Source organism: Streptomyces sp. NPDC005574, assembly GCF_040605435.1.
Lineage (GTDB): Bacteria > Actinomycetota > Actinomycetes > Streptomycetales > Streptomycetaceae > Streptomyces.
This window is the reverse complement of record NZ_JBEXCW010000139.1, coordinates 1-14,382: the sequence shown is the minus strand read 5'-3', so window position 1 is coordinate 14,382 and position 14,382 is coordinate 1. Positions and strand designations below refer to the sequence as shown.

The window sequence follows — 14,382 nt, the reverse complement described above, 5'->3', positions numbered from 1 at the left end:
CGTCCCCGGCGCCGGTGGCCTCTTCCACCAGGTCGACCACGTAGAAGAGATGGGCGCCGACGAGGGCGTACCAGCTCCGGTTGGGGTGTGGGTCACTGAAGGGCACCCGGCGGGCGCTGGATCTGGAGGAGGCCGCCCTCGAGATGAGGGACGACCAGGGCGAACTCCTCACGGAACGTCTGCTGTGGACCAAAGTCACCGCCTGGCAGCCGTCCTCCCACGGGGCGGACCTGGTCGACCTGGAGCTCGAAGGAGAGCTCTTCACGCCCGTCCCCGAATACGCCCGGCCCATATGGGAACGGTGGCTCGCCGGGCCACCGAACACGCTGGGTGCCTGGGCCTGTCTCGACACCCGGCGCCGCGGTGCCTGGCTCGACCTCGTCCGGGAGCGGGCCTGTCGGCGCGCCCACGGCGACCGGCCGGCTCGTCACGCCTACGAACTCGATGGTCGGCACATCACCGACGGACCGGGCCTCTACCTGGCGCTCGGCGAGGCGGTGAACGGACCGGGCGGCTACTTCGGCGGCTGCCTGGACGCCCTCGACGACTGCCTGGGCGGCACCTTCGGCTACACCGCCCCCGCAACCCTGTTCTGGCGAGACGCCGTCACCGCACGCGAGCACCTGTCCAAGGCCTTGACACCGCACGGCCGGCCCTACGACCTGTTCGCCGAGGTCCTCAGCGTCCTGGCCGAGGGCGACATGCACGTAATCCTGGCGTGAGCCCAGAGGTCAAGCACGTCCGCCAAAGGACGCGGCGCAACCATGGAGGCGGCGCAGCGCGCTCGTGCACCCATCCGGGTCAGCGCTGATGGCGGCCCGGCCCCGCGCCGACGAGGGTAGAGGTGGCGCTTCGACGTTCCGGCCGAGGCCTCCCCTGTCCCAAGCACCGCCATATCCGATCGCAACACCCTCATTCGCAGCCTGGACGACGTGGGTTTGGCGGCCTGGTTTGGCGGCTCCCTCATGGGCGCGGTTGGACTCAACGGAGCAGCCCAGGCGGAAGGTGAGACGGCCCAAGCCAGGGCACGGATCGCTTCGTCGGACCCCCGTGTGCTGCCGTGCGGGGCTCCCGACGGGTAATGCGCGGCTTGATGCCGCGCCGCCAAAAAAGGCTTCGATACTTGTCGAAGTCGTCATTGTCGAAGTCGTCGTTGCGGGCGGCGTACAGCCTCTTCGGACCTGCGGCGGGTCTGGTCAGCGCCACGCACGTCGTCCGCCCCATCGCGACCCGCCGTGGAGGTGATCAGTCTGCGTCGCGAGACATGTTCTCCGGGAAGTGGCACGCCACAAGGTGTCCCCGCTTGAGCTCTCTCAGCGGCGGTTCCTGCATCCTGCAGATGTCCTGGGCCTTCCAGCAGCGGGTGTGGAAGCGGCACGCGGGAGGTGGGTTCACGGGTGAGGGCACGTCGCCCGTGAGGAGGATCCGTTCGCGGTTGGTGCGGCGCTCGGGGTTCGGGACGGGGACCGCTGACATGAGTGCCACCGTGTAGGGGTGCATGGGCCCGCGGTACAGCGACTCCCTGCCGCCGATCTCCACCACCTTTCCCAGGTACATCACCGCCACCCGCGTGGAGACATGCCGAATGACCGACAGGTCGTGCGCGATGATCACGTAGGTGAGGCCCAGCTCCTCCTGAAGATCGTCCAGCAGGTTGACCACCTGGGCCTGGATGGAGACGTCCAGCGCCGATACCGGCTCGTCTGCCACGATCATCTTCGGCCGCAGCGCCAGCGCCCTGGCCACGCCGATGCGTTGCCGCTGGCCGCCGGAGAACTCGTGCGGGTAGCGGTTGTAGTGCTCGGGGCTGAGCCCGCACAGTTCCAGCAGGTCCTGGACGGCGCGTTTCACTCCCTCCTCGGTCTTCACCCTCTGCAGCCGGAAGGGGTAGCCGACGATCGTGCCGACGGTGTGCCGGGGGTTGAGGGAGGAGTACGGGTCCTGGAAGATCATCTGGATGTCTTTGCGCAGGGGCCGCATCGCGCCGGGCGACAGGTGCGTGATGTCGCGTCCTTCGAACTCGATCTTCCCTGCCGTGGGCTCGAGGAGCCGGATGATCAGCCGTCCGGTCGTGGTCTTGCCGCAGCCCGACTCGCCGACCACGCCCAGCGTCTCCCCGGGCAGCACACTGAAATCGATGCCGTCCACCGCCCGCACCGCGCCGACCTGACGGCGCAACAGGCCCTGGGTGATGGGAAAGTGCTTCACCAGCCCCTGGACGTTCAGCAGGGCCTCCTGACCGGTGGTCTGCGTCGGTCCCATGAGTCCTCCACCTCCTCAGCCCGGCCTCACAGCCGGGGCGCCACTTCCTTGGCGAAGATCCGGCGCCGTTCCTCGGGCAGCAGATGGCAGGCCACGAGATGGCCGGTGCCTGACGCGTCGGTCAACTCGGGGACCTCCGTGAGGGACTTGTCGCCGTTGCGGTCGGCAAAGGGGCAGCGCGGGTGGAACGCGCATCCGGGCGGCAGTCTGATCAGGCTCGGCGGGTTCCCGGCGATCGGGGTCAGCCGCGCCTGCATTTCGCGGTCCATACGCGGCATGGAGCCCAGCAGGCCCCAGGTGTAGGGATGCTCGGGCGCCGTGAAAAGCTTCTTGGCCTCGCCCTTCTCCACACATTTGCCGGCGTACATCACCAGGATGTCGTCAGCCAACTCGGCCACCACTCCCAGGTCGTGAGTGATGATGATCACTGCGGAACCGAACTGCTCCTGGAGCTCGCGGATGAGGTCCAGGATCTGCGCCTGGACTGTGACGTCGAGTGCTGTCGTCGGCTCGTCCGCGATCAGTAGCGAGGGGTTGTTGACCAGAGCCATGGCGATCATGGTGCGTTGGCGCATGCCGCCGGAGAACTGGTGCGGATAGTCGTCGACACGGGTGGCGGGCTGCGGGATGCCCACCCGTTCGAGCATCTCCACCGCCCGTAGGCGGGCCTCCTTGCGGCTCGCCTTCGGATGGTGCACCCGGTAGGCCTCGGTGATCTGGGCGCCGATGGTGTAGAAGGGGTGCATCGCGGTCAGCGGGTCCTGGAAGATCATCGCCATCTTGTGGCCCCGCAGGTGCTGTACCCGGTCGGGAGGCGCGGAGATGAGCTCTTCGCCGTCCAGCCAGATCTCGCCGGAGATCTTGGCCTTGACGGTGCGGTGAAGGCCCATGATTCCCAGCGAGGTCACCGATTTCCCGGAGCCCGACTCGCCCACGATGCCCAGCGTCCGGCCGCGCTCGAGCTCGAAGGAGATGCCGTCCACGGCCTTGACCAGGCCGTCGTCGGTGTCGAAGTGGATGCGCAGGTCGCGCGTTTGGAGAAAGCCGATAGCGGGCGGTGCTCCGCGGCCGGCCTCCACACCACCGATGGGCGCTCCCACCGGCGGTTTTTCGCTGGGTTTCCAGCTCATTAGTACCTCACCCGGGGGTCGACGGCGACGTAGAGCACATCCACCACGAGGTTGGCCACGACGATGAAGAAGGCGGCCAGCGCGGTCACGGCCATGATCTTCGGCAGGTCGTTGTCGTTGATCGCCTGCACTGCGTACTGCCCGACTCCGGGCAGCGAGAAGGCGGTCTCGGTGAGTACGGCGCCGCCGAGCAGCAGACCGATGTCGAGGCCGAAGATCGTGATGATCGGGGTGAGCGCGGAGCGCAGACCATGCTTGACGACCACCGTCCGTTCGCTGAGGCCCTTGGCCCGCGCGGTGCGGATGTAGTCCTCGCTCATCGTCTCCAACATGCCTGCCCGAGTGAGCCGGGCGTACAGCGCCGAGTACAGGAAGGCGAGGGTGACCCATGGCAGTACCAGATTCTTCGCCCACATCAGCGGGTCCGAGGTGAAGGGAACGTACTGCAGGTTCGGGAAGATCGGCCACTTGTAGCTGAACAGTGCGAGGGAAACCAGTGCGGTGAAGAAGATCGGCAGCGAGACGCCGGCCAGCGCGATCCCCATGGAGAGCCGGTCGAAGACCGAGCCGCGCTTGAGCGCCGACAGCACGCCGATCGACACGCCGCTGACCAGCCAGATGATCGCCGCCCCCACTGCCAGTGACAGCGTCACGGGGATGCGTTCGGTGATCTGTGGCCAGACCGGCAGGTGGCTCTTGAACGAGTAACCGAAGCACGGCACCTGGCAGTAGGAGGCGTCCGGTCCGAAATGGAACGTGCGGCCGGCGAAGATCCCGTGCACGAACTGCCAGTACTGCGTATACAGCGGCTGGTCGAAGCCCAGGTTCTTCTGGACGGCGGTCAGTGCCCCAGGACTGGGGTCGCGGCCGACGTACTGAGCAGCCAGCTGGGTGCTGGTCTCGCCGGCCAGCCGGGGCACCAGGAAGAAGATCGCGAAGGTGATGGCCGTCACGACGAACAGCAGGATCACCGCGGCCGCTATGCGGCGAATGATGTACGCACCCACGGTCGGGCGGCGGGGCCCCGGCCGGCCGGAGCTCGGCCCGGTCGGCCGGCGCCTCCTCCTTCACCTCCTCAGCTCCTCCGGTCCGGTACGGTTCGCGCGTCTGTCACGGGCTACTTCACGCCGACGTTCAGGTAGTCGTACATGCCGTAGGCCTCGGTGACGAACACGTTGGTCGCTTGGTCCGGGCGGTACAGCGGGTCCTTGCGGTACAGCAGGGGCACCAAAGGCGCCTGAGCCATCGCGGCCTTGTCGATGTCCCCCCACGCCTTGGTGCGGGCCGCGGCGTCGGTGTTGCCGATGGCCACGTCGAGCATCTTGTTGCCGGCTGGATCGTTGAGCTCGGACAGGTTGCTGTTGCCCGAGGCCTTGATGGCCCTGCCGTCGGTGATCTGCTGGAGGAAGCCGTAGCCGTCCGGCCAGTCGGCGGCCCAGGCCGTCATCATCAGACCGAGACCGTGGGAGTGGACGAAGGCCGGAGCGCCGGCGCTGTCGGTGAAGTACTTGCCCGACGGGTACTGCTGGATGCCGACGTTGATCCCGACCTTCTTCAGCGAGGCCTGGACGGCCTGGGCGATCGCGATCTCGTTGGGCCGGTCGGACCGGGCGGAGAGGTTGGTGGAGAAGCCGCCCTGGTGGCCGCACAGGCCGAGCTCCTTCTTGGCCGCGGCGAGGCCCTCCGGAGAGTTGGCTCCCTTGGAGCCAGGGGTCTGGTACGGGTCGTACTTGACGTGGCCGGACACGGTGGGCGGCAGGATCGTCGTGGCGATGTCACCGTGGATGTTGCCACCGGTCGCGGTCTGCGCGGAGACCTTGTCGACCGCGTACTCCACCGCCTTGCGGCAGTGCACATTGTCGAACGGTTTGACGGCGTTCGAGATCGCCACATAGGCGAGCGCGCCGCTCTGCGCGTCGTCGATGTGTCCCTTCTGGCTGGAATTGCTCAGGGCGGCGGCCTGGCTCTGCGCCGCGATACCGGCGCCTGCGATGTCGAGCGTCGAGTTACCGGCGATCAGGTTCTGGTCGACCGTGGTCTGGGCGATGTTGAACTGGACGGTGATCTTGTCCGGGAGCTGCTTGCGGAGCGGGTCGGAGGAGGCACTCCACTGCGGGTTCTTCACCAGCGTTGCCCCCTTGCCGTCCTGGTAGCTCTGGAACATGTACGAGCCGGACGAGATCACGTTCTTCACGTAGTTCGAGCCGGTGTCCTTGGCCTTGGGGACCGGCGCCGTCTGCGGACTGCTGACCAGGTAGTCGAAGTCCGCGAACGGCTGGTTGAGGTGGAAGACGAGGGTGGTGTCGTCAGGCGTCTGGATGGACTTCAGGTCGCCGGTCTTGTCCTTGTACGGCCCCTGGTACTTGGGGGTGTTGTTCACCAGATACGCGTTGAAGTACGTGGGCCCGTTGGACATCACCTCGGGCGCGTAGTTGCTGCGCTCGATGGCGTACTTGACGTCCTTGGTCGTGATCGGTGTGCCGTCGGAGAACTTCAGGCCGGGACGGATGTGGTATGTCCACGTCTTGCCGTTGTCACTGGACTTGCCGAGCTCCGCCGCGAGGTCCGGTACGAGCTTGAGACCAGCCTTGCCGGGGGCCTGCTGGTAGCTGGTCAGAGCCCGCGCGTAGACCCGCGAGAAGTTCCACATGAAGGCGTAGTAGGTGTTGCCGGGGTCCATCGAGTCCGGTGTGCTCGACAACTGGTACGCCGCTGTCCCGCCCTTGTGGTCGGAGGGATTGACCACGCCAGTGATGCCGGCGTTGTAGGCGGGGGCCTTCCCCGTCGTTCCGCCGCCGCCGTTGCCGCCGCACCCGGACACGACCAGCGCCGCGGCTGCGGCCCCCGCAAGAACGAAAGTGATCCTTGATCTCCTCATGACGATGTCCCCTCGCCTGAGACGGGAATCGGTACGCGAATCAGTTGCTCCGCGGGTCCAGGGCGTCCCGGAGTCCGTCGCCGAGCAGGTTGAATGCCAGAACAGTGACGAAGATCGCCAGACCCGGGACGAGCATGAACCACGGATCGGCCTGGTAGAGGCTGATGGCCTGGTTGAGCATGCCGCCCCAGGACGCCTGCGGCGGCTGGATGCCGACGCCGAGGAAGCTCAGACCGGCCTCGAAGAGGATGTTCGTCGGGATCAGCAGCGTCGAGTAGACGATGATCGGTGCGACGAGGTTCGGCAGCAGTTGCTTGAACAGGATGTGCGGCCCCCGGGCTCCCAGGGTGCGTGCCGCGTCGATGAACTCGCGCTCGCGCAGCGAAAGCGTCTGGCCCCGAATGATGCGGCCCATGTAGGGCCAGCTGAAGAAGCCGATCACGAAGATCAGCACACTGATATGGAGCGTCAGCCCGTGGAGTCCGAAGGCACCGCCCTGCAGCGATGCGGACAGCGCGATCGCGAAGAGCAGCAGGGGGAAGGCCAGGAATATGTCCATGAGGCGGCTGATCACGGTGTCGACCCAGCCCCCGTAGTAGCCGGCGGCCACGCCCAGCACCGTGCCGAGGGTCACCGACAGCAAAGTCGCGCCGAATGCGACTGCCAGCGACACCCAGGCACCTTCGATGATCCGTGCGAGCAGGTCGCGGCCGAACTGCGGCTCGACGCCGAGGGGATGGTCCCAGCTGATCCCGCCCCAGGCCCCTTTGGGCCTGAGCTGCACCGGGTCGATCAGATTCTGGTGGAAGGCGTCCGGATCAAGCTTGAAGACGGATTCGATGACCTTGGCGAAGACCGCCAGCACCATCAGGCAGACCACGACGATGCCGCCCGCGACCGCGACCTTGTCACGCTTGAACCGCATCCACGCGATCTGCCCGAGCGACCGGCCCTCGATCCCCTCGCCCATTCCGGACAGCACGGACTCCGGCTGCGCTTCGGCAGCTGAGCCGGTGACCTCTATGGGGGCCGTCATGGCTGTGCACCCCCTGTCCGGTGGTGACCGGTTCCGGAGCAGCCGTGACAGACGATGGCCCGGCGGGCCACGATCGCCCATCCAGCACCGGTCCGAAGGGTCGCCAGACCAGGGCGGGATCAGAACGCCTCATTATAGGACTATTCAGGATATAAGGGTAGAAATAGAGAGAGAATTGGCTAACCGGCGTGCTGCGGCGCCGGTAGGGCCGAGAGGGGGTGGCTGTACACACAGAACCGGGACAGGCGGACGGTGACGTCTGCGGCTTCACCACAGCCCAGAAGAGCAGTCTGCTGGACCTGGTCCGCGTCTACGTCGGAAACATGGACGACGTGCACGCCTGGCCGACGTGAACATGACGGAGGCGGAGGAGCACGTCGAAGATACGTACTTCTGCGGATCGGCGAGACCAAGGACTCCTCGGCCCCCTGCTACCGCGTGGCGAGCTCAGCTTGTTCTTTATCTACCAAGATCTGCCGGGCTTGCCGATGGCCTTGAGGGTCTCGGAGCGTTTGACGGTCTTGCCGACGTCGTAGCGGGGTGCCCGGTGTTTGTTCTTGACGCCGGGTGGCCGTCCGGGGCCGGCGCCTCGAGGTTTGGGAACACGGGTCGGGCAGGCCAGGTAAGCGCGGATGTTCCTGAACCCTCGACGGACCCGGGCGGGGGTGAGCCGGCCGGAGGCAGCTGGCTTCTCCCAGGGTCGGCGGAGGTCCTTGGCGAGGGGCCTGGCAAGCCGGAGCTGGGTGTGAGCGACGATCAGAATCCAGGTCCAGCGGTCCGCCGCCTCGGGACTACGGAGTTTCGGGGTGGTCCAGCCGAGGGTCTGCTTCGCGAAGCGAAAGGTGTGCTCCAGGTCGAAGCGGCGGAGAAATGCCTGCCAGAAACGGTCCACGTCGTCCGGAGTGACACCGGTCTTGGAGGACCATAACCACACCGGCGGGGCATCACGGTCCTTCGACAGATGCTCGACCTTCAACCGGATCAACGTGCCCTCAACCAGGGGAAGTTCACCGTCATGGTCGAGCCATGAGGAGCGGTGGGTGAGCCTTGGGTGGACCCGGTCCCATGCCTGCGTCTCGGCCTTGCCGTAGTTGGTAGTTGCGGTGACCGTGGTGATCGCGGGCTCGGGCCAGGTCTCCGGCTTGGCAAAGCGGAATTCCGGGCCGTGCTTAGGCGGCCGGCCGCCCTTCGGGTCGTAGACACGAGGCGGCTTCGGCAGTCGCATGACGCGGTCGGAGCGGACCCGGCCGACCAGCTCGACCGGCAGATCGCGCAGGACCCAGGCCAGGCGGGTGACGTCGTAGCCAGCATCGCTGACGATCACGATGTCCGGGTCCCCGGCCCGCCACTGACCCGCGGCGATGAGCCGTTCAACGACTCCCCGCAGCTGAGCGGCGGTGACCGCGGTGGCGTCGTCCACCGGTCCGAGCCGGACCGCGTCCAGGATCGCGGTCCAAGAGGTGGCGCCCGGCTCCAGGACGGCGACGAAGGAGTAGGGCCAGCCCGGGATGAACTGCGACGCCGTCTTCGCGCGGCCGTAGACATGGCAGAACAGGCGCTCGGCCGAGCACGGCGCGTCCGAACGAAGCCATGGCGACACATCGACGGCCAGGACCAGACGCCCGCCGTCGAACCGCGGCAGCGACAGCCCGGCCAGCACCGTCCGCACCTGCTCGACATCGATCCGGCCGCGGTTCAGGCCTCCGTACAGCGCTCCGCGCCCACGCCGATGCTCGGGCAGCAGCGTCAGGTCCACCGGGGACTTCACCGCACCGTCCGCACACAGCACCGCATCCGTCAGCTCGAACAACTCGTCGCGCCGAGCGGTCAGACACTCGTAGAACTCGCCCCGGAAGCGTGACGCCATCAGGCAGCAGACTCACCCTCACGGCCTTCGTCTCGGTCACGTGCACCTTGGTCGGAGCACAGGATCAGACGAAGGCCGCCCCCACGTCCGGCAAACCCCCAGGTGAGCGACTCAGTACGAGACACCGTTCGAGACCGGAAGAAAAAGAACAAGCTCAGTAGGTGTTTTTGAAGCTGGCGAACTGGCTTCCCGGTCGTTTGGAGCACATCAGAACTCGCTGTCATCTGGGTGCGACGCTGTGCCAAAATTCGGCGTATGTCAGTTCGATACCCGCGCCCTCTGCGCCCAGGTGACCGTGTCGGTGTTACCGCTCCGTCGAGCGGAGTCAGGAAGGAACTGCGCGAGAGGCTGAACGTCGCCGTCCGTGACGTACAAGCCCGGGGATACGAGGTCGTCGTCGGGCAGTGCATGGACGGCTCCGGGCATGTCAGTGCTTCGGCTGCCGACCGCGCGAGTGAACTGATGTCGATGCTGACCGACCCCACCATCAGGGCCATCGTGCCGCCGTGGGGCGGAGAGACCGCGATCGACCTGATCCCCCTGCTCGACTGGGACCAACTGCGTCAAACAGAGCCGACCTGGCTCGTCGGGTTCTCTGATATCTCGACCCTCATCACACCACTGACTCTTCTCACAGGAATGGCGACCGTCCACGGCAACAACCTCATGGACACGCCCTACCGCGTGTCCGAGGGACTGCTGTCATGGCTCGACATAGTCGCCGCGCCCCTGGGCCACCGGTTCACGCAGACCCCGCCTGGTCGCCACCGGACCACGGGCTTCGACGACTTCGCCGCCTTCCCCGAAGTACGCGAATACACCCTCGATTCCCCGGGCACGTGGACCCGGCTCGACGGCAGCGCCGACGTCGAGGCCGAGGGACGGCTGATCGGCGGCTGCATCGAGACACTGTGCAATCTCGCGGGATCGTCCTACCTCGACGTCTCGGCCTTTGCCCGCAACGAGTCCCCCGACGGGCTGCTGGTGTACGTGGAAGCAGCCGGCGACGACGCCTTCACCATCTGCCGGAATTTGCACGGTATGAGGCTCACCGGCTTCTTTGACCGCGCGAACGCCGTTCTCGTCGGCCGTACCAGCGCGCCGAAGAACAGTTCCCTCAGCCAGCACGAAGCCGTCCTCGATGCTCTGGGCTGTCTGAACGTGCCGATCATCGCCGACATCGAATGCGGTCACATCCCGCCCTACATGCCGATCGTCAACGGAGCGCACGGCCGCATCATTCACTCACCAAGCCGGAGCGAGTTGACGCAGATCTTGGACTGACGCGCCAGGCCGGGCGCCCATTCAACGGGACGTCCTTCCGTCGGTGGTGTGCTTCTTCGTCCACTGGCTGGTTCGCGGGTTCTTGCGGGTGAGGCGCCTGGTCATGGTGGTGATGAGTGCCCAGTTCAGGTGGGCTTCGGAGTGCTGGGGCAAGCGTTCGTAGTCGCGGGCGTTGCGGCGGGCGTTCATGCACCAGCCGATCGTCCGCTCGACCTTCCAACGGCGGGGCAGGACGACGAAGCCCTTGACGCCTTTGGGCCTGGAGACGCCTGGACGGCTTTGAAGGCGACGGTCCAGTGGCGGACGGAGGCTTCGGCGACCATGCTCATGCGCCAGTCCGGCCGCCAGAACGGCGACCGCGACTCCGGCCGCTTGGGCCACAGCAGGCGCAGCGCGACCGACAGACGCGTTTTGTACTTCTTGTAGGGCTCGCCCCCGGCCTGGATCAGCTCCGTGCGGGCGTCCTTGGTGGCCTGGTAGAAGGGAAGATGCCCGGGAGGATCCATGCGGTGCAAAACCAGGACGGCCAGGGATCGTCGTCGTGGCCGGCGCGAAACTCCGCCGGTCCCAGTCCTTCTCGGCACTGGAGCACGCATCCGACATCGATCTTCGCCGCTGACCGAAGCATGCGTCTGAGCTTCCACACCTGGATGGGACTGCGCCCCGACACAGGCCCAGGCACACAGCCTCCGCACCCGTGCCTCCCCCCGGGCACCGAGCCCTGCCGTCTCGCCGACACCACGCAGCTCACGGGTGCACGCCCGCTCGAACACGACACGCTGGTGGGCCCCAGTGTCCGACGACGACCCGGACATGGTGTCCAGTGGTCAGGTCACCATCGATGCCAGTGGCCGCGGCCGCCGCCCGTCGTGATGGAGAAATGGCGAAGCCGAGCAGCCAAGCACCAAGACCTGCGGCCTGGGGGTCACGTCGGCCCGCGTTCGGCACTTGGAGCTAGGCGTTGATAGTTCCACCTGCGCCAACACGGGGACTCCCGGGTGATGGCCTGCTGTGCCTACGTGCCACCACCGCTCAGCAGCCCTAATGTGCGAACGGATGGAAGAAAATACATCAACGGGCACAAATCACATCCGGCGCGGCACAAAAATCTGGGCGATGGCGGCCGGTATCAGCCTGGCGCTGGCGGCATCCCTCGCCCTAGCCAATACTCTGGGCGCAAAACCCGGCCGGGCAGCGACGCTGATCGGCGTCCTGGTCGGCCTGACCGGTTTTCTGGGGTCGATCACGCAGCTTCTGCGCGACAAGCTGGCCGAGGTGCCTCGGTGGCAGCGCATCACGTACGCAGCAGTGATCGGTTGCTCCTTCGCCGGCGGGGTCTGGGTACTCCTGCGCTTCCAGGCGCCGCCGCCGCCGCTGCACCGGCTGACAGGTCCTCAGGACGTGGCCGTGGTCGGCTTCAAGGACCATGGCTCGGGGCAGAACCAGCGGCTTCTGGACGATGTCTCCTCGACCTTTGCCCAGGGCCTCGGCAAGGCCCTCCCCGAGGACACAGCCGTACACGACTACGCCACCGAGTACGGGCTCCCGTTGACCGAACTACTCAGCGGCGATCACCACCGCCTCGACAGCCGCACCCGGAAGTTCGTCGCCCAGTCCAACGCCGCCATCCTCCTTGGAGGCATCGTCACCGCCGGTTCGGGCGGGCAGATTATGGTACGTCCGGCGGTGTACGTGCGTGCTGACCAGGTGCCCGACGTTCCCGAACTCGCCGGCTGGTACACCAGCCAACCGATCACCGCCGACCAGAGCCTCGGCCTCGCCCACAGCCGGGCGGCCCTGGTGTCCGACCTGGTCGAGCAGGCCAGAGGCCTCGCCCAATTCACTTCCGCCCTGGACGCCTGGCACTCCGGCCACACCAGCGAAGCCGTCACCGGCTTCGCCCGGCTCCTACCCGGCGAGGAGATGTCGGACCTGGACAGCGGTACCGGATTCGTCACCCCGGACCTCATCCACTTGTTCCGGGGCCACGCCCTGGAACAGCCCGCCCTTGACGGGCGGGCTGTGCCGCGTTCCGTGTTGGAGGCCGCCGGAGCCGACTACCGAGCCATCCCAGCCAACTCCCCCATCCGGCTTCGAGCACAACTGAGCCTGGCCAGCAACATTTATCTGCTGGCCGTGACAGCGAAAGGCTGCGCTCCGGGAGTCATGCGTGACTCGGACATCCCCGGCGTCCCGTCCACCCTGAGGCGGCTGATGACCGATGCCGCTTTCACCCCGCTGGGCCGCCTCAAAGCCGCGGTCAACCTGGCTGAGGTGGAGTACTGCCGGGTCGTCGCAAACCTCACCGACGACGACGGCACCATCGATGCCGCCCTGCGGCGAGTCCGCGCCGCAGGGCCTGGCGTAGGCGTCCGTGAGCTCAAAGCGCTTGCCATCTCCATCGCCGCACAACGCCAGGCCGACCGGGGCCGATATGAGGCCGCCATCTCCGACATACGGCAGGCACTCGCTTTGGAGAGCCACTTCCTCCAGCGCGCCCAGTGGCAGGAATGGCTGGCCACCTGGGCCTTCACTCGGTGTGATCTGGGCACCGGAGACCAGGCCGTGCGGGATTCACTCGCCGAACGGCGCAACGCCTTCCGCACCAGTGTCGGGAACCGGCAGGACTACGAGGCAGCCCGCAAGCGCCTCAACCAACAAATGTCCAAGGCCCGCGCACAGTGCGGTCCTGAGACCCCACGGTGAGCCACAAAAGGAGTCTTTGATGAAGCGTCTACAACTAGCCGGATGGCTGGTATTGCTGTCCATCGCCGCCACAGGGTGTGGCTCGGCGACTCAGGACAGCACGCGTCAATCCCACCCGGCGACAACCAGGGCGGCGGCGAGCAGCGCCGAGAGCCGGCTCGCCGCAGACGCGCTCAAACCCAAACCCCCACGGCGCAAGGGCCCCAAACTGCAAGGGCAGTTCAGAACCCTCGCGGCAGGCGACGGCGCCGCCCCGGAATGTGTGCGCGACCTGTCCTCTCTACCGCCGAAGTTCGCCACCTCGCCCGCCGTATGGATGAGCACGATCCAGGGCCCCAGCAAGCTCGTGTTCACCGCCGAGAACGCGCTGTGCCTCCACGGCTTCACAGCCGGCCACCCGGTCACCGTCACCATCGCTGCCGGCCGCCATCACTACACCACCACCGCGCAGCCCACTGCCGGCAAGCTCACCTTCGAGCGGTACGAGCCTCCGGAGTCCCTCTTCAACGGAGCGCGGCTGCGGGTGTACGGCATCGGCAGCGGCGTGATGCAGAGTGAAACCTGGGACTTCGTACCGCAGTCCGCCGCCCGTGAAAGTCTGGCGGTAGCCGGCGGCTTCACCATCAGCGCCACCCAAGGCAGCGCCACAGTCTCGTACCGGCAGTCGGTCGGCGTACCGACGAACCCGGACCGGTCGCGACTGCGCGGTGAGAGCAAGCGCCGACTGGTCGTCGACGGTTTCAAGGCCGGCGACACAATTCCCATCGGGCTCTACCGCCTGTCCGCAGGGGGAAGCGACAAGGCGACCCTCGTCCACCAGCTCGGCACCGTCGTGATGCCCGGCTCGCGCACCGCCGTTTTCGCCGTTCCGCATTCGGCGGCGGGCAGCAAATACTGCGTCACGGTACCCCTCACCATGCAGTACAACTGCCCGTCCTTCTGAGCCGCCGACCGACTTTCCTGAACCGGCCTTGTGCCTCGAAAATCTCGTCCCTCCAGCTCATTCCAATCCCGCTCCAGAAGTCGAAACCCGCGCGAAAAGCGCGGGTGAGGAGGCGGCGCCAGGCGTAGTGGGCGCCGCCGATGGTGATGCGCTGCTTGACCACGGTGGGGATGAGCGATTCCTTGACTTCCTCCCCCTCGTAAACGAGGGGGATTCCTACGGCTCGCGCCGTGGGGGTTTCTGCTTCATAGCCGACTGCCCCGTCCGGGAGGACTC

11 protein-coding genes and 3 pseudogenes are annotated in these 14,382 nt (G+C 66.7%); 5 read left to right on the top strand and 9 right to left on the bottom strand.

The window, feature by feature from the left end:
- Nucleotides 1-95: 95 nt before the first annotated feature.
- A pseudogene (locus tag ABZT03_RS40170) lies at nucleotides 96-722 on the top strand (barstar family protein); the annotation flags it as partial.
- 523 nt (nucleotides 723-1,245) lie between these two features.
- Here the strand turns inward: ABZT03_RS40170 and ABZT03_RS40165 are convergent.
- The 5 genes from ABZT03_RS40165 to ABZT03_RS40145 form a co-directional block, all read right to left on the bottom strand.
- On the bottom strand, nucleotides 1,246-2,262 hold the full coding sequence (locus ABZT03_RS40165) for a dipeptide ABC transporter ATP-binding protein (protein WP_356048621.1): 1,017 nt from the start codon (nucleotides 2,260-2,262) through the stop codon (nucleotides 1,246-1,248).
- A gap of 26 nt (nucleotides 2,263-2,288) precedes the next feature.
- A complete protein-coding gene (locus ABZT03_RS40160; protein WP_356048624.1) occupies nucleotides 2,289-3,350 on the bottom strand; it encodes an ABC transporter ATP-binding protein in 1,062 nt (353 codons plus the stop codon).
- 41 nt (nucleotides 3,351-3,391) lie between these two features.
- Nucleotides 3,392-4,399: an ABC transporter permease gene (locus ABZT03_RS40155; protein WP_356048619.1), complete on the bottom strand. Its 1,008-nt coding sequence runs from the start codon at nucleotides 4,397-4,399 to the stop codon at nucleotides 3,392-3,394.
- A gap of 110 nt (nucleotides 4,400-4,509) precedes the next feature.
- Complete coding sequence (locus tag ABZT03_RS40150; protein WP_356048617.1) at nucleotides 4,510-6,270, bottom strand: ABC transporter substrate-binding protein; 1,761 nt, start codon at nucleotides 6,268-6,270, stop codon at nucleotides 4,510-4,512.
- A gap of 40 nt (nucleotides 6,271-6,310) precedes the next feature.
- Nucleotides 6,311-7,306: an ABC transporter permease gene (locus ABZT03_RS40145; RefSeq protein WP_356048615.1), complete on the bottom strand. Its 996-nt coding sequence runs from the start codon at nucleotides 7,304-7,306 to the stop codon at nucleotides 6,311-6,313.
- A gap of 218 nt (nucleotides 7,307-7,524) precedes the next feature.
- On the opposite strand from ABZT03_RS40145, the gene ABZT03_RS40140 reads away from it, so the two are divergent.
- Nucleotides 7,525-7,659: a hypothetical protein gene (locus ABZT03_RS40140; RefSeq protein ID WP_356048614.1), complete on the top strand. Its 135-nt coding sequence runs from the start codon at nucleotides 7,525-7,527 to the stop codon at nucleotides 7,657-7,659.
- Between the two features lie 110 nt (nucleotides 7,660-7,769).
- On the opposite strand, the gene ABZT03_RS40135 is transcribed toward ABZT03_RS40140, so the two are convergent.
- The gene (locus ABZT03_RS40135; protein ID WP_356048613.1) at nucleotides 7,770-9,173 is read right to left on the bottom strand and encodes an NF041680 family putative transposase; all 1,404 of its coding nucleotides are present in this window, start codon (nucleotides 9,171-9,173) and stop codon (nucleotides 7,770-7,772) included.
- 255 nt (nucleotides 9,174-9,428) lie between these two features.
- On the opposite strand from ABZT03_RS40135, the gene ABZT03_RS40130 reads away from it, so the two are divergent.
- On the top strand, nucleotides 9,429-10,457 hold the full coding sequence (locus tag ABZT03_RS40130; protein ID WP_356048623.1) for a S66 peptidase family protein: 1,029 nt from the start codon (nucleotides 9,429-9,431) through the stop codon (nucleotides 10,455-10,457).
- 21 nt (nucleotides 10,458-10,478) lie between these two features.
- Here the strand turns inward: ABZT03_RS40130 and ABZT03_RS40125 are convergent.
- Nucleotides 10,479-10,718, bottom strand: a pseudogene (locus tag ABZT03_RS40125) (IS5/IS1182 family transposase); the annotation flags it as partial.
- Nucleotides 10,643-10,963, bottom strand: a complete 321-nt coding sequence (locus ABZT03_RS40120) for a hypothetical protein (protein ID WP_356048626.1) — start codon at nucleotides 10,961-10,963, stop codon at nucleotides 10,643-10,645. The gene ABZT03_RS40120 and the pseudogene ABZT03_RS40125, both read right to left, overlap by 76 nt.
- A gap of 610 nt (nucleotides 10,964-11,573) precedes the next feature.
- On the opposite strand from ABZT03_RS40120, the gene ABZT03_RS40115 reads away from it, so the two are divergent.
- Nucleotides 11,574-13,163: a hypothetical protein gene (locus tag ABZT03_RS40115; RefSeq protein WP_356048612.1), complete on the top strand. Its 1,590-nt coding sequence runs from the start codon at nucleotides 11,574-11,576 to the stop codon at nucleotides 13,161-13,163.
- Nucleotides 13,164-13,179: 16 nt separating this feature from the next.
- A complete protein-coding gene (locus ABZT03_RS40110; protein ID WP_356048611.1) occupies nucleotides 13,180-14,106 on the top strand; it encodes a hypothetical protein in 927 nt (308 codons plus the stop codon).
- Here the strand turns inward: ABZT03_RS40110 and ABZT03_RS40105 are convergent.
- Nucleotides 14,075-14,382: pseudogene (locus tag ABZT03_RS40105) on the bottom strand (hypothetical protein); the annotation flags it as partial. The gene ABZT03_RS40110 and the pseudogene ABZT03_RS40105 overlap by 32 nt on opposite strands.